Below are 23,505 nucleotides of genomic sequence, written 5' to 3' on the forward strand. Positions count from 1 at the left end.
CGAGGTTTCACCCGGCGGGACGCGTGCCGGACCCGCCGCCGCGGTTCGCGGGCCGTACCGGGCGGCCGCGGCCACCCGCCGGGACGCGGTGGCCGGCCGAGTGTGCACGACGAACGAGGGGAACTGGGGATGCGGAAGCGGAGCCACCGTTCACGGACCGTCCTCGCCGTCGCGGCGGCGGCCGTCCTGGGCATCGCGGGCTGCGACGCCTCCGGTGGCGACGCGGCGGCCCCCGAGGGCGCCGCGGCGAAGGCCCGCCCGTCCCCGAGGCCGACGCCCGCCTGGGACCGCAGCCCCGAGTCCCTGGTCGCGGTGGGCGACTCGATCACGCGCGGCTTCGACGCGTGCTCGGTGCTGTCCGACTGCCCCGAGGTGTCGTGGGCCACGGGCAGCGACGCGGGCGTGCGCAGTCTCGCCGTGCGGCTGCTCGGCCGGGCCGGGGCCGCCGAGCGCAGCTGGAACTACGCGGTGACCGGGGCCCGGATGGCGGACCTGCCGGCCCAGATGACCCGGGCGGCGACCAGGAAGCCGGAGCTGGTGACGGTCATGGCGGGCGCCAACGACGCCTGCCGGGCGAGTGTCTCGGCGATGACCTCGGTGGCGGACTTCCGGGCCGAGTTCGAGGACGCGATGCGAACCCTGCGCACGGCCGCGCCGCGGACCCAGGTGTACGTGTCGAGCGTGCCCGACCTGAAGCGGCTGTGGTCCCAGGGGCGCGGGAACGCGCTGGGCAAGCAGGTGTGGAAGCTGGGCATCTGCCCCTCGATGCTGGGGGACGCGGACGCCCTGGACGCGGCGGCGACCCAGCGGCGCGCGAAGGTCCAGAAGCGCGTGGAGGCGTACAACTCCGTCCTGGAGGAGGTCTGCGCGAAGGACCGGCGGTGCCGCTTCGACGGGGGCGCGGTCTACGACTACCGCTTCGGCACCACCCAGTTGAGCCACTGGGACTGGTTCCACCCGAGCCGCGACGGCCAGGCGCGGATCGCGGAGATCGCGTACCGGACGGTCACGGCGAGGAAGCCGGCGGCGTGATCCGGAGGGTACGCGCGCGTGCCGGGCGGGTCCGGAGCGTAGGGTCTCGATCATGCCTAGCGAACTCTTCGGCACCCTCTCCGACGGCGCCCGCGTCCACCGCTGGACGCTGGAGCGCTCGGGAGTGCGGGTGCGGGTACTGACGTACGGCGGGATCGTGCAGTCGGCCGAGGTCCCGGACCGGGACGGGCGGACCGTGGACGTGGTCCTCGGGTTCCCGCGGCTCGACGACTATGTCGCCCACCCCGAGCCCTACTTCGGGGCGCTGGTCGGGCGGTACGCGAACCGGATCGCGGGCGGGCGCTTCCCGCTCGACGGCGGGATCTGCCGGCTGGCGCGGAACAACGGGCCCAACTCCCTGCACGGCGGGGACCGGGGCTTCGACAAGCGGGTGTGGGACGCGGAGCCGGTCGAGCACGGGGTGCGCCTGTCGCGGGTGAGCCCGGACGGCGAGGAGGGCTTCCCTGGACGCCTGGAGGTCTCGGCGACCTACACGCTGGACGGGGACGGCGCGCTGCGGATCTCCTACGAGGCGGTCACGGACGCGCCGACGGTGGTGAACCTGACGAACCACACGTACTGGAACCTGACCGGTTCGGGGAACGCGGGCGGCCATGAACTGCGCCTCGACGCCTCGCGGTTGACGCCGGTGGACGCCGACCTGATCCCGACCGGCGAGCTCGCGGCCGTCGACGGGACGCGCTTCGACTTCCGCACGCCGCGCAAGGTCGGCTCCGGCTACGACCACAACTTCGTGCTCGACAAGGGCCTGAGCGAGAGCCCGGTGAAGGTGGCCGAGCTGTACGACCCGGCGTCCGGGCGGCAGTTGTCGGTGGCGACCACGGAGCCCGGGCTCCAGCTCTACACGGCGGACCACCTCGACGCGTCGGTGCCCTTCGCGCCGGGCGACGGCATCGCGCTGGAGACGCAGCACTTCCCCGACTCCCCCAACCGGCCCGAGTTCCCGAGCACCGGGCTGCTGCCGGGCGAGGTGTACCGCTCGGAGACCGTGTACCGGTTCTCCGTACGGGACTAGGGGCGTACGGACGAGCCCCGGCCCGGCCGTCAGGTTCCGGGCCGGGGCTGCTCCGTGGAGGCGTCCGGCGGTCACGCCTCGATGATCGTGCGCACCCGGCGGTCGGCAAGGGAACGGCCTGCCTGAACCTCGTACGAACCCTTCACAAGACGCCACGCGCCCGCGGTCGTGTCCCACACCTCGAAGGCACGGCGCGGGAGTTCGACGACGGCCTCGGCGCTCTCGCCGGGGGCCGCCCGCACGGTCGCGAAGCCGGCCAGCCAGCGGGCGGGCCGTGCGGGGTCCGGGTCCACGGGGGCGAGGTACACCTGGACGACCTCCCGTCCGGTGCGCTCGCCGGAGTTGCGCAGGCGGACGGTGGCGGTGCTCCCGGCGACCTCGACCGACTCGTAGGTCCAGTCGGTGTAGCCGAGTCCGTGCCCGAAGGCGTACGAGGGGGTCCTGCCCTCCTTCTCCCAGGCGCGGTAGCCGATGAACACGTCCTCCGTGTAGTGCAGTTCGCCGTCGGCCGGGGTGACCCGGGTGACCGGGGCGTCCTGGAGGGAGCCCCAGGTGGTGGGCAGGCGGCCGCCCGGCTCGTGGGCGCCGGTGAGGACATCGGCGAGGGCGGCGCCGCCCTCCTGGCCGGGGAACCAGCCGAGGAGCACGGCGGCGACCTCCTCGCGCCACGGAAGCTCCACCGGGGAACCGGAGTTCACGACCACGACGGTGTTCGGGTTGGCGGCGGCGACGGCGCGGACCAGGTCGTCCTGGCGGCCGGGCAGGCGGAGGCCCTTGCGGTCGAAGCCCTCGGACTCGACGCGCTCGGTGGTGGCGACCACGACGACGGCGGTGTCGGCGGCGCGGGCGGCCTCGACGGCCTCGGCGATCAGTTCCTCGGGGTCGCGCCGCGGTTCCTGGTGGACGAGCGTGAAGGTGACGACCTTCATGGGGGCGTCCTCGGGGAAGGTGACCGTGTGGCGCAGGGACACCTCGTACGCGCGTCCCGCCGTCAGCTCCACGCGGGCGCGCTCGACGGGGGCGCCGAAGAAGGAGATGAACGGATCGTCCGTGTCGGTGCTCGCCACGTCGTCGTAGCGCACCTGCCCGTCGACGGTGAGGGTGAAGGCGCCGAGTCCCCTGGTGCCGAAGGTGTGCGGGCCGCTCTCGCGCGGGGTGAAGGTGCCGGTCAGCTCGACGCTGTGCAGGGCGTCGTGGGTGACGCCCTCGGGCAGGTCGTCGCCCATCCACTGGATGTGTCCGCTCGGTGCGGTGCCCGTGCCGATGACCGTGCCGTCTGCGTCGCGGCAGACCGCGCGGAGCGCGAACCCCTTGTCGGCGACGGCGAGTTCCTCGTTCGGGTCGGCGCCGACGGCGTACGTCAGGGTGCCCTCGGGGAGGGCGGCGGTGAGGCCGTCGAGCGGGGAGACGACACGGGCCGGGAAGACGGTGGCGGAGCCGCCGCCGAGCACGCGGGCGTCGCGGGCGGCGGCGCCGAGCAGGGCGACCCGGTGTCCCCCGGGCAGCGGGAGTGCGCCTTCGTTGCGCGCCAGGACGAAGGAGCGGCGGGCGATCTCGCGGGCCAGCGCCTCGCCGTCGACGGGGGCGGGCCGCTCGCTCACGACCGGCTCGGCGCCTTCCAGGAGGCCGACGCGGGCGGCGAGGCGCAGGACGTTGCGCACGGCGTCGTCCACCTTGGACTCCGCGACATCGCCGTCGCGTACGGCGCGGGCCAGTGCCTCGCCGTACACGGTCCGCGGGCCCGGCATGGCGACGTCGAGGCCGCCCTCGATGGCGCCGACGGTGGAGCGGGCGGCCGTCCAGTCGGAGACGTTGAAGCCGTCGAAGCCCCATTCGCCGCGCAGCACCTCGTTCACGAGGTGGCGGTGCTCGGTCATCGTGGGGCCGTTGACCGAGTTGTAGGCGGTCATGACGCCCCAGGGACGGGCGTTCTCCACGATGGCCTCGAAGGGGGCCAGGTAGAGCTCGCGCAGGGCGCGTTCGGAGACCACGTTGTTCACGGTGAAGCGGTCGGTCTCGGCGTCGTTGGCGACGAAGTGCTTCACGGTGGTGCCGACGCCGCCCGACTGCACGCCGGTCACGTAGGCCGCGCCGATCCGGCCGGTCAGGAACGGGTCCTCGCTGTACGCCTCGAAGTGGCGCCCGCCGAGCGGGGAGCGGTGCAGGTTGACGGTGGGCGCGAGCAGCACGTGGACGTGCTTGCGGCGGGCCTCCTGGGCGAGGAGGACACCGGCGCGGCGGGCGAGGCCGGGGTCCCAGGTGGCGGCGAGGGCGGTCGGGGACGGCAGCGCGACGGAGGGGTCGTCGGCGGTCCAGTGCACGCCTCGGACGCCGATCGGGCCGTCGGACATGACCAGGGAGGGCAGTCCGATCTCGGGGAGCGGGGGCAGGGACCACATGTCCTGTCCGGACAGCAGCCTCGTCTTCGCGTCCAGGCCGAGCCTGCCGAGGGCCGCCTCGACGGCCGCCTCCCGGGCCCGGTCCGCCGCCTCCCCCGTCCGCTGCTGCGCTGCTTGTGCCACGGCGTGCCTCCTCGTCGAAGTCCTTGGGCGCCTCCATCCTGCACGCGTCACCTGTAGAGCGGTAGGTTTCGTGACCTCAGCGTTACACATGGGAGAGCGGATGCCGTACGGTGACGGCATGACGGGCAGGACCAGGAGCGAGGAACGGCGCGCGGAGATCGTGCGTGCCGCCCTGGAGGTGATCGCCGGGCGCGGCTACCGGGGCGCGAGCCTGGCCGCCGTCGCGGAGCGGGTCGGTCTCACCCAGCAGGGGCTGCTGCACTACTTCCCGACCAAGGAGGCGCTGCTCGTCGCCGTGCTCCGGGAGCGCGACCAGTGGGACGCGGTGCCGGACAGCCGGTGGCGGCTCGATCTGCTGCGGTCCCTCGTCGAGTACAACGCGATGCGGCCGGGCATCGTGCAGACCTTCTCGGCGCTGCTCGGAGAGAGCGTCACCGAGGGCCATCCGGCACGCGAGTTCTTCACCGAGCGCTACACCGCGGTGCGGGCGAACATGGCGGCGGTGCTGCGCGAGCAGTACGGGGAGCGGCTGCCGAGCGGACTCACACCCGAGCGTGCCGCTCCCCTGCTCGTCGCCGTGATGGACGGACTCCAGTACCAGTGGCTGTTGGACCCGGAGTCGGTGGACATGCCCGCCGCCTTCCGGGACTTCCTCACCCTGCTGGGCGAGGACTGACCGCCGCGACGACCGCGCGGTCCTGGTGAGGAACTCCCGCCGTACGGCGCGGTATTCGTTCAGCCGGCCGATGTCCGTCAGATACGTGCGGATGTCAACGATGCCATCGAGGGTCGCGCCGTGGCCGGCGGGCGAGCGCGGCCCCCGCCTGATCCGCCCCGGTCACGCACCATGGCGTGCGCCCCGTGCGTCACGCGATACTGCGGCCATCCCAAGCACCCCACGGCGACGGAAGGCCCAACTCCCTTGACTCACGCACGTGCTCGCATCGGTGTCCTCGGACTGGCCCTGCTGGCGGGGCTCGCGACCGCACCCACCGCGACGGCGGCCGAGGCCCCCACCGTCGAGGAGCAGCGGCTCGACAGGGCGGCACCCCAGGAGATCCTGCGGCGGTCCGGATTCGACACCGTGGCACCGCGGTTCGGCCGGGCCCTGGACGCGGCGCACTCGTACGCGCAGGCCGAGCGCGTCGTGGAACGGGAGGGGGCGCGGCTGTGGCGGCGGGCCGTGGACCGGGCCCAGGGCCGCGGCCCCGCCGGTGGCGACCTGAGCCGGGACGACGACCGGCCGCTGTACTGGGCCCGGCTCGGCATGACCCGCGAAGTCCGCGCGTGGGAGCCGGGGTTCGGCCTGACGGACGTGCAACGGCGGGCATTGCTGGCCACCTTGGAGGAGAACTCGCGGGGGCAGAACGCCATCCGCTATCCCCACGGCAAGGGCGTGAAGCGCGTCCTGCTCACCGGGTTCGACCCGTTCACGCTGGACCGCGACGTCAGGATCTCCAACCCCTCGGGGGCCGGAGCGCTCGCCCTCGACGGGACGACGATCCAGACCGCCGACGGCCCCGCCCGCGTCGAGACGGCGGTCTTCCCGGTGCGCTGGCAGGACTTCACCGACGGGACGGTGGAACGGACGCTGCGCCCGCACCTGGGCCGGGTGGACCTGTTCACGACGGTGAGCCAGGGCCGGGTCGGCCGCTTCGACGTGGAGCGGACCAACGGGGCCTGGCGGGGCGGCTTCCCGGACAACGAAAACGTCTCCCGCACCGAGACGGTCCCCGTGTCCGACCCGGCCTCCCAGCCGCAGTGGACGTCGACGACGCTGCCGTACGGGGCGATCGTGGCCGCGGACACCGGGCGCTTCCCGGTGTACGACAACACCTCGGTGACGGAGATACCGGCGGGCGGCACGGAGCCGGTGGTGCGCCCCGAGGGACCGACGCCCGGTTCGACGGCCCGCGCCGGGGGCGGCGGCAACTACCTGTCCAACGAGATCGCCTACCGGGCGACGCTGCTGCGCGACCGGCTCGGCCTGCGCTCCTCGCTGCCGGGCGGCCATGTGCACACACCGGTGCTGGAGTTCGGCGCCGGCAACACGGACCCCGCGACCGGAACGGTCACCGACCCCGGGTTCGTGCGGAACCGGCTGGACATCATCGCGCAGGTCCGGTCGATCCTGCGGACGGCCCTGGAAGCGGGGTGACCCCCAGGAGGCCCTGTGGCTAGTGCGACGGGGCGAAGGCGAGGCTCACGCCGAGGCCGGCGAGGACCGAGCCGATGACCTTGTTCAGCACCCGCTGGCCGCGCAGCATCAGCGAGCGCATCCGCTCGTGCGAGAAGAACACGGCGACCACGGCGAACCACAGCAGGTGGGCGAGGGACATGAACAGTCCGTAGCCCACCTGCCTGAGGACCGGGGTGCCGGGCCCGACGACCTGGGCGAACGTGGAGACGACGAACAGGGTCGTCTTCGGGTTGAGGACGTTGGTGAGGAACCCGGCGCGCAGGGCGGCGAGGGGACCGAGGTCCGTGCCGGCCCGGAGGTCGACCTCGACCCGGGTGCGCGTGCGGAAGGTGCGGACGCCGACCAGGACGAGGTAGGCCGCGCCGACCAGCTTGATCGCGGTGAACAGGGCGGTCGAGGAGGCGATGAGCAGGCCCACGCCGAGCATCGTGTACGTGACGTGCACGAGGACGCCCGCGGCGACGCCGGCGGCGGCGAGGAGCCCGGTCCGCCGGCCGTGCAGATAGCTGTTGCGGACGATCATCGCGAAGTCGGCGCCGGGCGCGATCACCGCGAGGACGGTGACGACCGCGACCGCGAGGACCTCGGTCATGCGGGGGCGGCCCCGTCGTCGCCCGGGTGCGGGATGCCCGCGTGCGTGTGGCCCGCGGCGCTCTCCTCGTCGGGTTCCCCGGTCCGCTCGCCGAGCAGGTCGCGCGCCATCAGGGTGGCTCCCGCGACCGCGCCCGGCATCAGGAACACGGCGACGAACGGGACCACGAAGGCGACGGCGAGCGGGGTCCCGAAGCCCCAGACCAGCGTCCTGCGGGAGCGCAGCAGGGCGAGGCGGGCGCGCAGTTCGACGCGCCTGCGCTGCAGGGCCACCCCGGTCAGCTCCTCCGTGAGGAAGAAGCCGGTGACGAAGAATCCGACCACCGGGACGACGGTCTGGCCGACGACCGGGACGAAGCCGAGGGCGAAGAGCAGGATGCCCCACACGAGGGCCCGGACCAGGATGCGCAGGCTGTCCCGGCCGGAGATCCACAGCTCGCGCCAGAGCGGCAGGCCCGACTCGGGGGCGGTGCCGTCCGGGGACACGTCCCGGTCGACGCGCTCGGAGAGGGACTCGTAGAAGGGCTGGCCGACGAGCAGGGTGACCGCCGTGAACGTCAGCACGGAGAGGGCCAGGGCGAGGGCGAAGAGGACGACGGTGAGGAAGCCGCGGAAGAGGCCCTGCCAAGGGCTGCCCCAGTCGTCCGCGAACGGGGTCGCCCAGGTGGTGAAGTCCTCGCCCCACAGGGCCAGGGCGGTGAGGGCCGCCGCGTACAGCACCAGGGTTATCAGGCCCGGGAGCAGTCCGAATCCGTACTGTCGCCCGTGCTTGGCCACCCATCGCTGGCCCTGCACCAAGTAGTGGAAGCCCGCCCCGAAATCACGCATGGCCAAAACCCTACCGGGCGCTCCCCGCGCCCCCGGCGGCAGGTTTCCCGGGGCCCGGAAGGGCCCGGCGCGGGGGCAGTCACGACCCCAACACCTCGTCCCCGCAGGGGAGTCGGAGAGGGGCGACCGCGCCGTACCGCCCGGGAACGGACGGAGGCCGCGCCCCGGTGCGGGGGTGCGGCCTCCGTCGCGCGCGACGCGCGCCGTCAGACGAGCGTCACGGTGATGTTGTCCCGGGTGGCCTTGGAGTACGGGCACACCTGGTGGGCCCGCTCCAGGAGGGACCTGGCCGTGCCGGCGTCGACGTTCGGGATGGCGGCGGAGATCTCGACGATCAGGCCGAAGCCGTCCTCGTTCTTGCCTATGCCGACCTTCGCGGTGACGGTCGAGCCGGTGATGTCGGCCTTCTCCTGCCGGGCGACGACCCCGAGCGCGCCGTGGAAGCAGGCGCTGTACCCGGCGGCGAAGAGCTGCTCCGGGTTGGTGCCGGCGCCGCTGCCGCCCATCTCCTTCGGCGGGTTGACGACGACGTCGAGCCTGCCGTCGTCGGTGGCGACCCGGCCGTCACGCCCGCCCTCGGCGGTGGCGACGGCGGTGTAGAGGACCTCGGACTGCTGGATGGACATACGGTGCTTCCTCCTTGGTCCGCCGCGACTCGCGCCCACGATCGCGACGACTTCGGAAAGAAGTTACCGCATGCCGGAAGTCCGGCGACAGGCTCCGGGGGCCCGGAGCCCGCCCGCTCCCGGACTCAGAGCTTGACGATCATCTTCCCGGTGTTGTCGCCGCGCAGGACGCCGAGGAAGGCCTCCAGGTTGTTCTCGATGCCCTCGACGACCGTCTCGCGGTACTTGAGCTCCCCGGAGCGGACCCAGGAGCCGACCTCCTCGACGAACTCCGGCTGGAGGTCGTAGTGGTCGCCGACAAGGAAGCCCTCGATGCGGCCGCGGGTCTGGATGAGACGGGCGAGGTTGCGCGGGCCGGGCGCCGGCTCGGTGTTGTTGTAGACCGAGATCATGCCGCAGACGGCGATCCGGCCGCCCTGGTTGAGCCGGCCGATCGCCGCCTCCAGGTGGTCACCGCCGACGTTGTCGAAGTACACGTCGACGCCGTCCGGGGCGGCCTCGCGCAGCTGCTCGGCCACCGGGCCCTTCTTGTAGTTGAAGGCGGCGTCGAAGCCGTACTCGTCGACGAGCAGGCGGACCTTCTCGTCCGAACCGGCCGAGCCGATGACGCGCGAGGCGCCCTTCAGCTTCGCGATCTGGCCGACCTGGCTGCCGACGGCACCCGCGGCGCCCGAGACGAAGACGGAGTCGCCCTCCTTGAAGGACGCGGTGCGCAGCAGGCCCGCGTACGCGGTCAGGCCGGTCATGCCGAGCACGCCGAGGTAGGTGCTCAGCGGGGCGGCCTCCGGGTCGACCTTGACGGCCTGCTCGGCGCTCACGGCGGCGTACTCGCGCCAGCCGAGGAAGTGCAGCACGTGGTCGCCGACGGCGATCCCCTCGGCCTTCGAGGCGACGACCTCGCCGACCGCACCGCCCTGCATGACCTTGCCCAGCTCGAAGGGGGCGACGTACGACTTGGCGGCACTCATGCGGCCCCGCATGTACGGGTCCACCGAGAGGTACTTGTTGCGTACGAGGACCTGCCCGTCCCTGGGCTGCGGGACCTCGGCCTCGACCAGGTCGAAGTCCCCGGGCTCCGGCCAGCCGACCGGGCGGCTGAGCAGGTGCCATTCGCGGCTGACGGCGGGGAGCTGGGGCGTGTCGGTCATGGGGGCCTTTCCTGTGCGCCTGCGGAGCGGCTCTCGCGCAGTTTGTTTCATTACCTGAAACAACCATGCTCCTGAATATTTCAGGATGTCAAGTAACCGGGTAGCCTGGAGCGCATGTCCCCGCAGAAGACCCGCCCCGACGCCCTGACGCTCGAGGTCGTCGACCTCATCGGCAGTGTGGTGGCCCGCTACCACGAGGAGTACGAGGAGGCGGCCGGCGAGCACGCGCTCACCGGTGCGCAGGCGCGGCTGCTCAGCCTGCTCACGCTGGAGCCGCTGCCGATGCGGCGGCTGGCGCAGAAGCTGCGGTGCGAGCCGTCGAACGTGACGGGGATCGTGGACCGGCTGGAGGCACGCGGGCTGGTCGAGCGGCGCCCCGATCCCGCGGACCGGCGCGTCAAGCTGGCGGCGCCCACGGAGGAGGGCCGCCGCATCGCCCGCAGCCTGCGGGACTCTCTCGACTTCGCCCGCGAGCCGCTCGCGGGGCTCTCCCACGAGGAGCGGCTGTCCCTGCGGGAGCTGCTCCAGCGAATGCTCGACGCCTGACGCCCGCGGTGCGGGGGGGTCGGCGCCGGGGGCGCCGGTCGTCTCGTCGTCGCCGGTGCCGAGGGCCCGGTCTCGCCGGGTGCCGGAGGCCCGGGGGGCCGGGTCTCGCCGGGTGCCGGGGGCCCTGACTCACCGTCGCCGGTGCCGGGTCGCCCGGTCTCGCCGTCGCCGGTGCCGGGTGCTCGGTGAGGTCACTCGCCGCGGCGGGCGGCCGGCGGCGCGGTCACGGAGGCCCTTGGCGGGCGGGACCGCGGACCCGACGGGCACGGTACGCCCGCGCGGGCTGACTGGGCGCCTGGGGCGGGTACGGCGCCCGTGCGGGCCGGCGGACCGGGGCGCGGGGCCCGAGCCAGGCGCCTTGCCTGCGCGGCACACCCGTACGGGCTGAACGGGCGCCCAGGCGCGGGTACGACGCCCGTGCGCGCCAGGTGGCCGGCGGACCGGGGCACGCGGGTCCCGCGACAGGCGCCTTGCCCACGCGGGGCCCAACGGGCGCCTGATCGTGGGTACGGCGCCCGTGCGCGCCAGGTGGCCGGCGGACCGGGGGCACGCGGGTCCCGTGCCTTGCCCCCGCAGCACGGCACGCCCACATGGGCTGGACGGGCGCTTAGGCGCGCCCTTGCGGGCCGGGGCCGGGGGACCGGGACACGGGGGTTCCGCGCCCGGTGCCTTGCACGCGCGGCGTGCCCACGCCGGGCCCAATGGGCGCCTGGGGGCGAGTATGTGGGCCGACCGGGACATGGGGCCCCGTCAGGGGTGTCGCCTGTCGGTGCCTGCATGCGGGGTGCGGCGGGCCGTGTTGACGGGACGCGGGACGCCGCGGCAGGGGCGTCGGCCTGCGTCCCTACGTCCGGGCGGACGCGGCGGTCACCCTCAGGTGCGTCGTCCTGCGATGCGCTTCAGGCCCGGCCCGTATCCGGGCCGGGGTACAGCGGTCTGCGTGGGCCGGGCGCTGGGCGGGACGCGGGTCGGTGAAACCGCGTCAGGTGCACCACCACAGGAAGCGGCTGCAGGACTTCGTGGGGGACGGGGCCGGGGTGGGCCGGGCCGAGGTGGGCTCCGCTGACGGGGTCTCGGGGGCGCCGGGAGCCGTCGTCGCGGCGGGCGCCGAGGGCGAGGCGCCGGTGAGCGGGCCCGTGGACGCCGACGCCTGCTGCGCGTCCTTCTCCTCGTCGCCGTCCTTCTTCTCGTCCTCGGCGGACTCGGACGCCGACGGGGACGCGGAGTCGCTCGGCGAGCCCGAGGGCTTCGCACTGCCGCCGCCCGCCGCGGGGCCGCCCGGCGCGGACGTCTCCCCGGCCGATCTGGCGCCGCCGTCGGCCCGTTCGTCGCCGGCCGTCGCCGCGCTCGGCGCGGACCCCGGTACCTCGATGCCGAGTTCGGCCAGGCTCAGGCCGCCCGCCGCGAGCAGCAGCCCGGCACCGACCAGCAGGGCCCTGCGCCGCCGGCGCCGGTGGGCGGCGGCCTTGCGGTCGCGCCGGCCGGCCCGTCCGCCACCCTCGCCGCGGGCTCGGTCACCGCCACGGCCGCGTCCGCGCGCCGCGGCCCGGCCGGGACGCTCGGTGTCGTCCTCGTACGGCTCGGCGGCGTCGTCCGTCCCGGCGTGCGCGCCGGGGTCGTCCGGCGCGTCGGCGTGCGCGCGGCACTCGTCGGCGGGGGTGCCGCACCCCGGGCAGGCGAGCGCGCCGTTGAGGTGCCTGCGGCACGGCTGGCAGTAGTCCATGACGCCGGAAGACTAGGTTCCTCACAGGTAACGTTCATAGTCACAGCTGTGAAAGTTGTGTGGGGAACCGTGCGTTCCGCCCCGTCGACCAGCGCTCCCTCCGGTTCGCGTGCGCGACGAGCGCGGCATACCACCGAAATCCGTCGCGGGTGGTTGTGTTCGACCCATTGACACCTCCGGGGCCGCGTCCTTACTGTCACGCCAGCATTTCGAACGTGTGACGAAATTTCGAACAGAGCGAAGAGCACAGGGGGCAACTGCCGTGCGCATCACGGGAATCAGCACGCACGTGGTCGGGACGCCGTGGCGGAACCTGACCTACGTCCAGGTGCACACCGACGAAGGACTCACGGGAGTCGGCGAGACCCGGATGCTGGGCCACACCGACGCGCTCCTCGGCTATCTGCGGGAGGCCGAGGTCAACCACGTCCTCGGCTCCGACCCGTTCGCCGTCGAGGACCTCGTGCGCCGTATGAAGTACGGCGACTACGGGCGGGCCGGCGAGATCGTGATGTCCGGTATCGCGGTGATCGAGATGGCCTGCTGGGACATCAAGGGCAAGGCGCTGGGCGTACCGGTCTGGCAGCTGCTGGGCGGCAAGGTCACCGACAAGGTGAAGGCGTACGCCAACGGCTGGTACACGACCGAGCGCACGCCCGAGGCGTACCACAAGGCCGCCCAGGAGGTCGTGGCGCGCGGGTACCGGGCGCTGAAGATCGACCCGTTCGGGACCGGCCACTTCGAGCTCGACCACGAGCAGAGCCTGTACGCGGTCTCCCTCATCGAGGCCGTGCGCGACGCGATCGGCCCGGACGCCGAGCTGATGCTGGAGATGCACGGCCGGTTCTCCCCCGCCACCGCCGTGCGCCTCGCCCACGAGCTGGCGCCCTTCAAGCCGGCCTGGCTGGAGGAGCCGGTGCCGCCGGAGAACCTGAAGGCGCTGGAGAAGGTCGCCGCCAAGGTCGACATCCCGCTCGCCACCGGTGAACGCATCCACGACCGCATCGAGTTCCGCGAGCTGTTCGACAACCAGACCGTGGACATCATCCAGCCCGACGTCGGCCACATCGGCGGCATCTGGGAGACCAGGAAGCTGGCGGCGACCGCGGAGACCCACTACATGCTGGTGGCCCCGCACAACGTGGGCGGCCCGGTGCTGACCGCCGCGAGCCTCCAGGTCGGCTTCACCTCGCCGAACTTCAAGATCCTGGAGCACTTCAACGACTTCGCGGACGCGGAGATCAAGAAGGTCGTCAAGGGCGCCCCGCAGGTCGTCGACGGCTACTTCGAGCTGTCCCACGAGCCCGGTCTCGGTGTGGAGCTGGACGTCGACGCGGCGGCCGAGTTCCCGCAGCAGCAGGCCCGGTTCGACCTGTGGGCGGACGGCTGGGAGCAGCGCAGGCCGAAGGGGACGCAGTGAGCACCGCGGTCGTCGTCGAGGCGCCCGGCGAGCACCGGCTGATCCCGCACGAGCCGGTGCCGCCGGCGGCCGGCGAGGCGCTGGTGCGCGTCCACGCCGTCGGCATCTGCGGCAGCGACCGCGAGCTCTACCAGGGCAACCGGCCCGAGGGGTACGTCCGTTACCCCCTCACGCCGGGCCACGAGTGGTCCGGGACCGTCGAGGCGGTGGGGGCCGGGGTGCCGCCGGCGCTGGTCGGCCGCAAGGTCGTCGGCGAGGGCTTCCGCAACTGCCAGGTGTGCGACCGCTGCCACGCGGGCGAGACCACCCTGTGCAGCGCGGGTTACGAGGAGACCGGCTTCACCCAGCCCGGGGCGATGGCCTCGACGCTGACGCTGCCGGCCCGGCTGCTGCACGTCCTGCCCGACGACGCCGACCTGACGGCCGCCGCCCTCCTGGAGCCCGCCGCGTGCATCGCGGCCGCCGCGCTCAAGGCGGACGCGCGGCCCGGCGAGCGGGTCGCCGTGGTCGGCACCGGAACCCTCGGGATGTTCGCCGTGCAGTTCCTGCGGGCCGGGTCGCCCGCCGAGCTGCTCGTGGTCGGCACCCGCCGGGACCGCGCGGCGCTGTCGCGGGAGTTCGGCGCCACCGACTTCCGCACCCGGGACCAGGAACTGCCCGACGACTTCGACGTCGTGATCGAGACCGCCGGGTCCGCGTCCGCCGCGCGCACCGCCGCCTCCCTGCTGCGGCGCGGCGGACGCCTGGTCCTGACGGGCATCCCGGCTCCGGGGGCCGAGGGGCTCGACCCCACCGACCTCGTCGTACGGCAGCTGGAGGTGCACACCGTGTTCGGTGCGCCGCCGGACGCCTGGGCGCACGCGGTGCGGGTCTTCGGCGCCGGACTGCTCGACCCGCTTCCGCTGGTCACGCACGAGCTGCCGCTCGCCGAGTTCCCGCAGGCCATCGAGTTGGTGGGGGCCGGCGACCCGAAGGTCGGCAAAGTCCTGCTGCGCCCCTGAGCCGTACGCCGGTACGGGGATCCTGACGCCCCGTACCGGCGTACACCCACCGACACGAATGTCGTCCGAAATACCGAACGTGAAGGACAGCTTGTGACCGACGCTCCCACCACGGCAGCCCGGCGACCCGGCGAGCCGGCACTCGCCGCGCTCGGCCTGGGCGCACCCGCCCTCTCCCCCGCCGACGCCTCTGCGCACACGTTCCCCGAGGGCGGCAGCTGGCGCACCGAGGTGCCCTCCGTGGAGGGCCCCGAGGCCCTCGCGGTGGTCCTCAAGGAGTCCTCGCGGCTCGACGTGCCGATCCACCGGATCAGCCAGGGCAGCGGCGTCTGGATGCTGACCGACGCCGAGATCACCGAGATGGTGGAGTCGACCGGCGAACGCGACATCGAGCTGTGCCTGTTCACCGGCCCGCGCGGCACCTGGGACATCGGGGGCTCCGTGCGCACCGACTCCCGGGGCGGCGGGCTGCGCGCCCGAGGTCACGACGCGGTGGCCGGCTGCGTCGAGGACGCCGTCCGGGCGACGGAGCTGGGCGTCAAGTGCCTGCTCGTCGCCGACGAGGGCGTGCTGTGGACGCTGCACCGGGCCCGCGAGGCGGGGATCATCCCGGCCGACACGACCCTCAAGGTCTCGGCGCTGATCGGCCCGGTCAACCCGGCCGCCTACGCCGTGTACGAACAGTTGGGCGCCGACTCCGTCAACGTGCCCAGTGATCTGACGCTCGATCACCTCACCGAGATACGGCGGGTGTCCGCCGCCCCCATGGACATGTACATCGAGGCCCCCGACGATCTCGGCGGCTACGTGCGCATGTACGAGGTCGCCGAGCTGATCCGCCGCGGCGCGCCGATCTACCTCAAGTTCGGCCTGTCCAAGGCGCCCGCGATCTACCCGTACGGCACCCACCTGCGCGACGTCACCCTGGACACCGCGCGGGAGCGGGTGCGGCGCGGACGCCTCGCCCTGGACCTGCTCGCCCGCCATGGCGCGGACGGCGACATGGCGCCGCTCGGGTCCCGGCTGCCGGGCTCGCTCCGGCGGTTCGCAACTCCGTCGTAACGTTCTGAACTCAGCCCTTCACAAAAGACGACGCAGCCGCACACAATCCCACACACCTCCTCTCGGTCCTCCCGCACAGCCGAACTTCCCGACCGAGCCCGCCCGAACATCAAGGAAGATGATCATGCGCAATCGCAGAGCAGCGCTCGCCGCCGTAGCCACCGCCGCCTCCCTGGCGCTCACCCTCTCCGCCTGCGGGCAGGACAGCGAGGGCGGCAGCGAGAACAAGAAGGACGACGCGAAGGGCTCCACGGTCGGCATCGCGATGCCCACCAAGTCCTCCGAGCGGTGGATAGCCGACGGCGCCAACGTCGAGAAGAACCTGAAGTCGGCCGGCTACAAGACCAAGCTGGTGTACGGCGAGGACGACCCCGACACCCAGGTCTCGCAGATCGAGAACATGATCACGCAGGGCGTCTCCGCCCTGATCATCGCGGCGATCGACAACAAGTCGCTGGACAACGTGCTCCAGCAGGCGGCCGACGCGGACATCCCGGTGATCTCCTACGACCGCCTGATCCTCGGCAGCAAGAACGTCGACTACTACGCCTCGTTCGACAACGAGAAGGTCGGCGAGCTCCAGGGCGGCTACATCGTCGACAAGCTCGGACTGAAGGACGGCAGCAAGAAGGGCCCGTTCAACATCGAGCTGTTCGCCGGCTCCAACGACGACAACAACACCAAGTACTTCTTCCAGGGCGCGATGAACGCCCTCCAGCCGTACATCGACAAGAAGCAGCTCGTCGTCAAGTCCGGCCAGACGAAGCTCAACCAGGTCACCACGCTGCGCTGGGACGGCGGCACCGCGCAGAAGCGCATGGACGACCTGCTGACCTCGGCGTACAAGACCGGGCGCGTGGACGCGGTGCTCTCGCCCTACGACGGCATCTCGATCGGCATCCTCTCGGCCCTGAAGTCCGACGACTACGGCAGCAAGAGCAAGCCGCTGCCGATCGTCACGGGCCAGGACGCCGAGGTCGCCTCGGTGAAGTCGATCATCGCCGGTGAGCAGACGCAGACCGTCTACAAGGACACCCGCAAGCTCGCGGAGGTCGCCTCGAAGATGGTGGACGCGGTCCTCAACGACAAGAAGCCCGAGGTCAACGACACCAAGACGTACGACAACGGCGCGAAGGTCGTGCCCGCCTACCTGCTGGAGCCGGTCAACGTCGACAAGTCCAACTACAAGGAGACCGTCGTCGACTCCGGCTACATCAAGGAAAGCGACCTCAACTAACCGCCGCGTATTCAAGGATTGGTAGGCACGACCATGGCGGGACCCGTCCTGGAAATGCGCTCGATCGTCAAGACCTTTCCCGGCGTCAAGGCGCTGTCGGACGTCTCTCTGAGTGTCCGTCCGGGCGAGGTCCACGCCATCTGCGGGGAGAACGGCGCCGGGAAGTCGACCTTGATGAAGGTCCTCTCCGGCGTCCACCCGCACGGGAGTTACGAAGGGGAGGTCCTCTTCGAGGGGGAGCCCTGCCACTTCAAGGACATCCGGGCCAGCGAGCAGCAGGGCATCGTGATCATCCACCAGGAGCTTGCCCTGGTGCCGTATCTCTCCATCGCCGAGAACATCTTCCTCGGCAACGAACACGCCACCCGCGGGTTCATCAGCTGGAGCGAGACGCTGAAGCACGCGAGCGAACTGCTGCGGCGCGTCGGGCTGGCCGAGCACCCCGACACCCGTGTCGCCGACATCGGCGTGGGCAAGCAGCAGCTCGTCGAGATCGCCAAGGCGCTCTCCAAGAAGGTGAAGCTGCTGATCCTCGACGAGCCGACGGCGGCGCTGAACGACGAGGACAGCGGCAAACTGCTCGACCTCATCCTGGGCCTCAAGGACGAGGGCATCACCTCGATCATCATCTCGCACAAGCTCAACGAGATCGAGCGGGTCGCCGACTCGGTGACGATCCTGCGCGACGGGCGGTCCATCGAGACCCTCGACGTGAAGGCGCCGGAGACCACCGAGGACCGGATCATCAGCGGCATGGTCGGACGCGACCTCGACCACCGCTTCCCGGAACGGACCCCGCACGAGCCCGAGGTGGGCGCGGCGCCGGCCCTGGAGATACGCAACTGGACCGTGCACCACCCGATCGACCAGCAGCGCAAGGTGGTCGACGACGTGTCGATCTCCGTGCGCCGCGGGGAGATCGTCGGGATCGCCGGCCTGATGGGCGCCGGGCGCACCGAGCTGGCGATGAGCGTCTTCGGACGCACCTACGGCCGGTACGCGGGCGGCACGGTCCTCAAGGACGGTGCGGAGATCCGTACGAAGTCCGTGCCGGAGGCGGTCAAGCACGGGATCGCGTACGTGACCGAGGACCGCAAGCACTACGGCCTCAACCTCATCGACACGATCAACCGCAACATCTCGCTCAGCGCCCTCGGCAAGGTCGCGAAGCGCGGTGTGGTCGAGCAGCACGAGGAGCGCCAGGTCGCCGAGGGCTTCCGCACCTCGATGAACATCAAGGCGCCGACCGTCTTCGAGCCGGTGGGCAAGCTGTCGGGCGGCAACCAGCAGAAGGTCGTCCTCAGCAAGTGGATCTTCGCGGGTCCCGACGTGCTGATCCTGGACGAGCCGACCCGCGGCATCGACGTGGGCGCCAAGTACGAGATCTACACGGTCATCGACAAGCTGGCCGCCGAGGGCAAGGCGGTCGTCTTCATCTCCTCCGAGCTGCCGGAGCTGCTCGGCATGTGCGACCGCATCTACACGATGGCCGCCGGCCGGCTGACCGGCGAGGTGCCGCGGGCCGAGGCCACGCAGGAAGTGCTGATGCGCCAGATGACGAAGGACAAGAGGTAAGAGCGATGAGCACGAATGTGACCGCCAAGAGCCCCGCGCCGGCTCCCGCCGGCAAGGGCGGCCCGGCGGAGGGCGACGGCCTGTGGCAGCTGATGGTGGACGGCATGCGCCGCAACATGCGGCAGTACGGGATGCTGATCGCCCTCGGCCTGATCGTCGTCCTGTTCGCCGTGTGGACCGACGGGGACCTGCTGCTGCCCCGCAACGTCTCCAACCTGGTCCTGCAGAACAGCTACATCCTGATCCTCGCGATCGGCATGATGCTCGTCATCATCGCCGGGCACATCGACCTGTCGGTCGGCTCGCTCACCGCCTTCGTGGGCGCGGTGGCGGCGGTGCTGATGGTCGAGCACGACGTGGCCTGGCCGGTCGCGGTGCTGCTGTGCCTGGCGCTCGGCGCGGTCGCCGGTGCCGTGCAGGGGTTCTTCATCGCGTATCTCGGCATACCGTCGTTCATCGTCACCCTCGCCGGGATGCTGCTCTTCCGCGGTCTGACGGAGATCTTCCTGGAGGGCCAGACCCTCGGCCCGTTCCCCGACGGTCTGCAGAAGGTCGCCAACGGCTTCCTGCCCGAGGTCGGCCCGGACACCAACTACCACAACCTCACACTGTTGCTCGGCTTCGCGGTGATCGCCTTCGTGGTCATCCAGGAGGTCCGTGACCGCAGGCGGCAGCAGGAGTTCGCGCTCGACGTGCCGCCGGCCAAGCTCTTCCTGCTGAAGCTGGTGGCGCTGGTCGCGGCGGTCCTCACCGTCACGATGATGCTGGCCAGTTACAAGGGCGCCCCGGTGGTGCTGATCATCCTCGGTGTCCTCGTCGTCGGCTTCGGCTACGTCATGCGCAACGCCGTCATCGGCCGCCACGTGTACGCCATCGGCGGCAACCTTCCCGCGGCCAAGCTCTCCGGTGTGCGGGACAAGAAGGTGACCTTCCTGGTCTTCCTCAACATGGGCATGCTCGCGGCCCTGGCGGGTCTGGTCTTCGCGGCCCGCTTCAACGCGGCCTCACCCAAGGCGGGCGTGAACTTCGAACTCGAGGCGATCGCCGCGTCGTTCATCGGCGGTGCGTCGATGAGCGGCGGTGTGGGCACGGTCCTCGGCGCGATCATCGGTGGCGTCGTCCTGGGCGTGCTCAACAACGGAATGAACCTCGTCGGGGTCGGCAGCGACTGGCAGCAGGTCATCAAGGGCCTGGTGCTGCTGGCGGCCGTCGGCTTCGACGTGTGGAACAAGCGCAAGGTCGGTTCGTAGGTCCGGTTGTGCGGGGGTCCGGAAGGGCCCCCGCACCTATATCAGGAGCCGCACATGGAAACCACCAGACGCACTGTCATCGCCGCCGCGGCGGCCGCGGGACTCACCGCCGCCACGGTCGGCACGGCCCACGGGGCGACCGTCCGCAAGCCCGTCAAGGAGCTGTTCGGCAAGCTCGCCGACGGCACGAAGGTCCACCGCTGGTCGCTGCAGAACGGCGGCACCCGCCTGAAGGTCCTCTCGTACGGCGGCATCGTCCAGTCCCTGGAGATCCCCGACCGGCACGGCCGCCACCGGAACGTGTCGCTCGGCTTCGACACCATCGAGGACTACGTCGCCTCCAGTCCCTACTTCGGGGCGCTGATCGGGCGGTACGGCAACCGCATAGCCAAGGGCCGCTTCACGCTCGACGGCAAGCCTTACCAGCTCGCCGTCAACGACGGGGAGAACAGCCTGCACGGCGGGGACAAGGGCTTCGACAAGCGCGTCTGGGACGTCGAGGGCTTCACCTCCGGCTCCGACGTGGGCCTCGTCCTGCACTACACCAGCGTCGACGGCGAGATGGGCTACCCGGGCACGCTCCGGGTGAAGGTCACCTACACGCTGACCCGGCACGGCGACTGGCGCGTCGACTACGCGGCCACCACCGACAAGGCCACGGTCGTCAACCTCACCAGTCACGTCTACTGGAACCTCGCGGGCGAGGGCAGCGGCTCGATCTACGACCACGAGCTGAGCATCGCCGGCTCCCGCTACACCCCCGTCGACTCGGGCCTGATCCCCACCGGCGAGCTGGCCAGGGTCGCGGGCAGCCCCTTCGACTTCCGCCGCGCCAAGACCGTCGGCGAGGACATCCGCGAGGGCCACCAGCAACTCCTGTACGGCCAGGGCTTCGACCACAACTGGGTGCTCGACAAGGGCAGCACGGCCAAGCCCGAGCAGGTTGCCGTCCTGCGCGACCCGTCCTCCGGTCGCACCCTGCGGATCGCGACGACGGAGCCGGGGCTCCAGTTCTACTCCGGCAACTTCCTGGACGGCACGCTGGTCGGCACCGGCGGACGCGTCTACCGGCAGGGCGACGCGCTGTGCCTGGAGACCCAGCACTTCCCGGACTCGCCGAACCATCCGTCGTTCCCGTCCACGGTGCTGCGGCCCGGCCAGACGTACCGGACGACGACCGTGCACTCCTTCGGGGCCTGAGCGTCCAGGTCCGGGGGGACCTGACGCTTCCTGTGGGGCTTTGGTTGCCTCGACCGCCGAACCCTCACCGAAAGCACACCAGTTGAACAGCGCCACCTCCGTGTCCGTATGAGAGGGCGGCCCGTGCTCCCCCGCACGGGCCACCCGGGACGGGAGGGCCCGTCCTCCCCCACCGGGCCCGCCACCGACGGAGGTTCCATGGCCGACAACGTCACCTCGCTGTTCCGCAGCACGGCGGCGCACAGCCCCTCGATGGCCGCGCTGACGCGCGAGGGCGACGGGGCCGGTCCGGTGGACTTCTGCATCCCCTGCAACCCGTACTTCCCGACGCCCGCCATGTTCGACGACCTGGCGGGCCGGCTGCGCGAGATCATCACGTACTACCCGAGCAGCGCCGACACGATCACGGCCGAGCTGTGCAGCCTGCTCCGGCTGCCGCCGCAGTGCGTGGCGATGGGCAACGGCTCGACCGAACTGATCACCTGGATCGACCACCTGCTGGTGCGCGAGTCCCTCGCGATCCCGGTGCCCACCTTCGGACGGTGGACCGACCAGCCGATGGAGACCGGCAAGCGCGTCGACATGTTCCCGCTTCAGGAGTCCAGCGGCTTCGCCCTCGACCTCGCGCAGTACGCGGAGTTCATCCGCGCCCGGGGCTCGCGCGTCGCCGTCATCTGCAACCCGAACAACCCGGACGGGGGTTTCCTGCCCCGGCACGCGGTCGTGCAGTTCATGGACGCGATGGCCGATCTGGACCTGGTGATCGTCGACGAGTCGTTCCTGGAGTTCGCCGACGCGGAGTCCGAGCCGAGCGTGGTGGAGGACGCGGTGATGCGGCCGAACGTCATCGTGCTGCGCAGCCTCGGCAAGAACTTCGGCCTGCACGGCATCCGTTTCGGCTATCTGGCCGCCAACCCGGCACTCGCCGGGAAGGTCCGCTCGATGCTGCCCAAGTGGAACCTCAACTCCTTCGCGGAGACGGTGGTGTTCATGCTCCGGGAGCACGGCGCCGAGTACCAGGAGAGCCTGCACATGGTCCGCCGGGACCGACTCGACATGGCCCGCCAGCTCTCCGCGCTGCCCGGTCTGACGGTCTACCCGTCGCAGGGCAACTTCCTCTTCGTGCGCCTGCCCGTCGGCGCGGAGGGCACCGTGGTCCGGGACCGGCTGCTCACCGAGCACCGCATCCTGGTCCGCGAGTGCGGCAACAAGATCGGATCGTCCAGCCGCTTCCTGCGTCTCGTGGTGCGCCCCCAGGTGGACGTGCGTCGCCTGGTGTCCGGCCTGGAACAGGTGCTCTACGGGACCAGGAGGGGAGCGGCCGTGCCCGAGCCCGGCCATGGGACCGGCTACAGCTCGGGCACGGCGGCGGTGGACCGGCTGGTCGGCGCCACGAACGGGGCCGGCATGCAGGGGCTGGCCGCGCAGGCCGGCGCCTGGCCCGGACCGGCTCCCGGGGCCATGCCCCATCTCGCACCCGCCCCGGCACCGGCCGCCGTGCTGCCGGCACCGGCCGCCGCCATGCCGGCCATGGCGCCGGCGCCCGCCGCGGGACTGACGGCCGTCGCCCAGTACGGCCCGCCCGCACCGGCCGCCCCGGACCCGCTGACCGGCGGGACGGGCGCGGCGTACGGCGGCGGACCGACGGGGCTGGGCGCCGCCGGCGGCCTGACGGCCGCGCAGGTGCGGGGCTACACGCAGCCACCGCAGCAGCCCGAGGCACAGCCCCAGCAGCCCGGCTGGCCCGCGGCCGGGGGCGTGTACAACCAGGTCGGCTAGTCCTAGGTCGTGTCCGCGAAGTCCCGTCGTCCGCCCGGAGGGCGGGTTCCGCGGCGTCTGGTGCGTGCTCTGGGGGTCCCCCCGGCCGGAGGCTGGGGGAGTGCCGGGCGAAGTCCCTCGTACTGGACCGTACTTGGGGCTTCGCCCGGTGCGGCGAGAGTGCGTGCCAGGCGTCGCGGAACAGGCGGGACTTCGCGGACACGGCCTAGCACGTCAACGGGCCTCGCGGCGGCGGTCGGAGGCCGCATCCCGGGCTGCGGCCACCAGGGAGAGCCACCCCGGCAGGTCGACCTCGGCCCGCACGGTCTTGCCCGGCGGGGGCTGCCGGTCGACCACCTCCCACCGGTCGGCGAGCGCGTCGACCAGGACGAGGCCGCGGCCGGTCTCCTCGTCCGCCCCCGGTACGCGTACGTCTCCGGGTCCCGGCGGCCGGGGCCCCGTGCGGGTGTCGCCGACCTCGACGCGGACACTGCCCGGCACGAGCGCGAGGCGCAGCTCGAAGTCCCGGCCGGGCACCCGCCCGTGCGTCACGGCGTTGGCCGCCAGCTCGGCGACGATCACGGCGACCGCCTCCGCGGCAGCGGTGTCGAGCGGTACGCCCCAGGCGTGCAGCTGCGCCAGGGCGAGGTGCCGGGCCAGGCGGGCGCCGCGCGGAGTGGAACTGAGCCGCTGCGTGAACACACGTACGGTGACCGGTTCTTGGGGGGACGGCGGTGCTGTCATGCGCCC

The 23,505-nt window shown here is 72.1% G+C and carries 20 protein-coding genes; 13 read left to right on the forward strand and 7 right to left on the reverse strand.

What is annotated here, in order from left to right; all coding sequences use genetic code 11:
• The first annotated feature begins 129 nt into the window (after positions 1-129).
• Both ACFYQQ_RS05825 and ACFYQQ_RS05830 read left to right on the forward strand, forming a co-directional pair.
• On the forward strand, positions 130-1,032 hold the full coding sequence (locus tag ACFYQQ_RS05825) for an SGNH/GDSL hydrolase family protein (RefSeq protein ID WP_355779485.1): 903 nt from the start codon (positions 130-132) through the stop codon (positions 1,030-1,032).
• Between the two features lie 52 nt (positions 1,033-1,084).
• Positions 1,085-2,068, forward strand: coding sequence for an aldose epimerase family protein (locus tag ACFYQQ_RS05830; protein ID WP_355779482.1), 984 nt, complete (start codon positions 1,085-1,087; stop codon positions 2,066-2,068).
• Positions 2,069-2,139: 71 nt separating this feature from the next.
• On the opposite strand, the gene ACFYQQ_RS05835 is transcribed toward ACFYQQ_RS05830, so the two are convergent.
• Entirely contained in the window at positions 2,140-4,590 is a 2,451-nt protein-coding gene (locus tag ACFYQQ_RS05835; RefSeq protein ID WP_355779480.1) for a glycoside hydrolase family 3 C-terminal domain-containing protein, read from the reverse strand.
• A 100-nt stretch (positions 4,591-4,690) separates the two neighbouring features.
• Here ACFYQQ_RS05835 and ACFYQQ_RS05840 point away from each other — a divergent pair, with 100 nt between their 5' ends.
• Positions 4,691-5,266, forward strand: a complete 576-nt coding sequence (locus tag ACFYQQ_RS05840; protein WP_355779477.1) for a TetR/AcrR family transcriptional regulator — start codon at positions 4,691-4,693, stop codon at positions 5,264-5,266.
• A 246-nt stretch (positions 5,267-5,512) separates the two neighbouring features.
• The gene (locus ACFYQQ_RS05845) at positions 5,513-6,748 is read left to right on the forward strand and encodes a pyroglutamyl peptidase (RefSeq protein ID WP_355779475.1); all 1,236 of its coding nucleotides are present in this window, start codon (positions 5,513-5,515) and stop codon (positions 6,746-6,748) included.
• A gap of 19 nt (positions 6,749-6,767) precedes the next feature.
• Here the strand turns inward: ACFYQQ_RS05845 and ACFYQQ_RS05850 are convergent, their stop codons facing one another.
• The 4 genes from ACFYQQ_RS05850 to ACFYQQ_RS05865 all read right to left on the reverse strand — a co-directional run bounded on the left by ACFYQQ_RS05850 (position 6,768) and on the right by ACFYQQ_RS05865 (position 9,983).
• Complete coding sequence (locus ACFYQQ_RS05850; RefSeq protein ID WP_355779473.1) at positions 6,768-7,382, reverse strand: LysE family transporter; 615 nt, start codon at positions 7,380-7,382, stop codon at positions 6,768-6,770.
• Positions 7,379-8,209 (reverse strand): EI24 domain-containing protein, encoded by an 831-nt coding sequence (locus ACFYQQ_RS05855; RefSeq protein ID WP_355779471.1) that lies wholly within the window; start codon positions 8,207-8,209, stop codon positions 7,379-7,381. Before ACFYQQ_RS05855 ends, ACFYQQ_RS05850 begins: the two co-directional genes overlap by 4 nt.
• Before the next feature lie 206 nt (positions 8,210-8,415).
• Positions 8,416-8,835 carry an organic hydroperoxide resistance protein gene (locus ACFYQQ_RS05860; protein WP_355779470.1) on the reverse strand — a complete coding sequence of 140 codons (420 nt, stop codon included), beginning with the start codon at positions 8,833-8,835 and terminating at the stop codon, positions 8,416-8,418.
• 125 nt (positions 8,836-8,960) lie between these two features.
• Complete coding sequence (locus ACFYQQ_RS05865) at positions 8,961-9,983, reverse strand: NADP-dependent oxidoreductase (protein WP_355779467.1); 1,023 nt, start codon at positions 9,981-9,983, stop codon at positions 8,961-8,963.
• A gap of 114 nt (positions 9,984-10,097) precedes the next feature.
• On the opposite strand from ACFYQQ_RS05865, the gene ACFYQQ_RS05870 reads away from it, so the two are divergent.
• Positions 10,098-10,529: a MarR family transcriptional regulator gene (locus ACFYQQ_RS05870; RefSeq protein ID WP_355779464.1), complete on the forward strand. Its 432-nt coding sequence runs from the start codon at positions 10,098-10,100 to the stop codon at positions 10,527-10,529.
• Positions 10,530-11,511: 982 nt separating this feature from the next.
• Here the strand turns inward: ACFYQQ_RS05870 and ACFYQQ_RS05875 are convergent.
• Positions 11,512-12,252: a hypothetical protein gene (locus ACFYQQ_RS05875; protein ID WP_388903652.1), complete on the reverse strand. Its 741-nt coding sequence runs from the start codon at positions 12,250-12,252 to the stop codon at positions 11,512-11,514.
• 262 nt (positions 12,253-12,514) lie between these two features.
• On the opposite strand from ACFYQQ_RS05875, the gene ACFYQQ_RS05880 reads away from it, so the two are divergent.
• From ACFYQQ_RS05880 to ACFYQQ_RS05915, 8 genes are all read left to right on the forward strand, one after another.
• Positions 12,515-13,672 (forward strand): mandelate racemase/muconate lactonizing enzyme family protein, encoded by a 1,158-nt coding sequence (locus tag ACFYQQ_RS05880; protein ID WP_356168344.1) that lies wholly within the window; start codon positions 12,515-12,517, stop codon positions 13,670-13,672.
• Positions 13,669-14,673: an alcohol dehydrogenase catalytic domain-containing protein gene (locus ACFYQQ_RS05885; protein WP_356168347.1), complete on the forward strand. Its 1,005-nt coding sequence runs from the start codon at positions 13,669-13,671 to the stop codon at positions 14,671-14,673. The genes ACFYQQ_RS05880 and ACFYQQ_RS05885 overlap by 4 nt, the downstream gene beginning before the upstream one ends.
• Positions 14,674-14,766: 93 nt before the next feature.
• Positions 14,767-15,735: a hypothetical protein gene (locus ACFYQQ_RS05890; protein WP_355785397.1), complete on the forward strand. Its 969-nt coding sequence runs from the start codon at positions 14,767-14,769 to the stop codon at positions 15,733-15,735.
• A gap of 124 nt (positions 15,736-15,859) precedes the next feature.
• A complete protein-coding gene (gene chvE / locus ACFYQQ_RS05895) occupies positions 15,860-16,972 on the forward strand; it encodes a multiple monosaccharide ABC transporter substrate-binding protein (RefSeq protein WP_355785400.1) in 1,113 nt (370 codons plus the stop codon).
• 33 nt (positions 16,973-17,005) lie between these two features.
• A complete protein-coding gene (gene mmsA / locus ACFYQQ_RS05900; protein ID WP_355785403.1) occupies positions 17,006-18,547 on the forward strand; it encodes a multiple monosaccharide ABC transporter ATP-binding protein in 1,542 nt (513 codons plus the stop codon).
• Between the two features lie 5 nt (positions 18,548-18,552).
• Positions 18,553-19,797, forward strand: a complete 1,245-nt coding sequence (gene mmsB, locus ACFYQQ_RS05905; protein WP_355785406.1) for a multiple monosaccharide ABC transporter permease — start codon at positions 18,553-18,555, stop codon at positions 19,795-19,797.
• Positions 19,798-19,851: 54 nt separating this feature from the next.
• Positions 19,852-20,997 carry an aldose epimerase family protein gene (locus ACFYQQ_RS05910; RefSeq protein WP_355785409.1) on the forward strand — a complete coding sequence of 382 codons (1,146 nt, stop codon included), beginning with the start codon at positions 19,852-19,854 and terminating at the stop codon, positions 20,995-20,997.
• 198 nt (positions 20,998-21,195) lie between these two features.
• A complete protein-coding gene (locus tag ACFYQQ_RS05915) occupies positions 21,196-22,776 on the forward strand; it encodes a pyridoxal phosphate-dependent aminotransferase (RefSeq protein ID WP_388903658.1) in 1,581 nt (526 codons plus the stop codon).
• A gap of 213 nt (positions 22,777-22,989) precedes the next feature.
• Here the strand turns inward: ACFYQQ_RS05915 and ACFYQQ_RS05920 are convergent, their stop codons facing one another.
• Positions 22,990-23,499 carry an ATP-binding protein gene (locus ACFYQQ_RS05920; RefSeq protein ID WP_355792517.1) on the reverse strand — a complete coding sequence of 170 codons (510 nt, stop codon included), beginning with the start codon at positions 23,497-23,499 and terminating at the stop codon, positions 22,990-22,992.
• Positions 23,500-23,505 lie beyond the last annotated feature (6 nt).

Source organism: Streptomyces sp. NPDC005496 (assembly GCF_042872045.1).
Classification (GTDB): Bacteria; Actinomycetota; Actinomycetes; order Streptomycetales; family Streptomycetaceae; genus Streptomyces.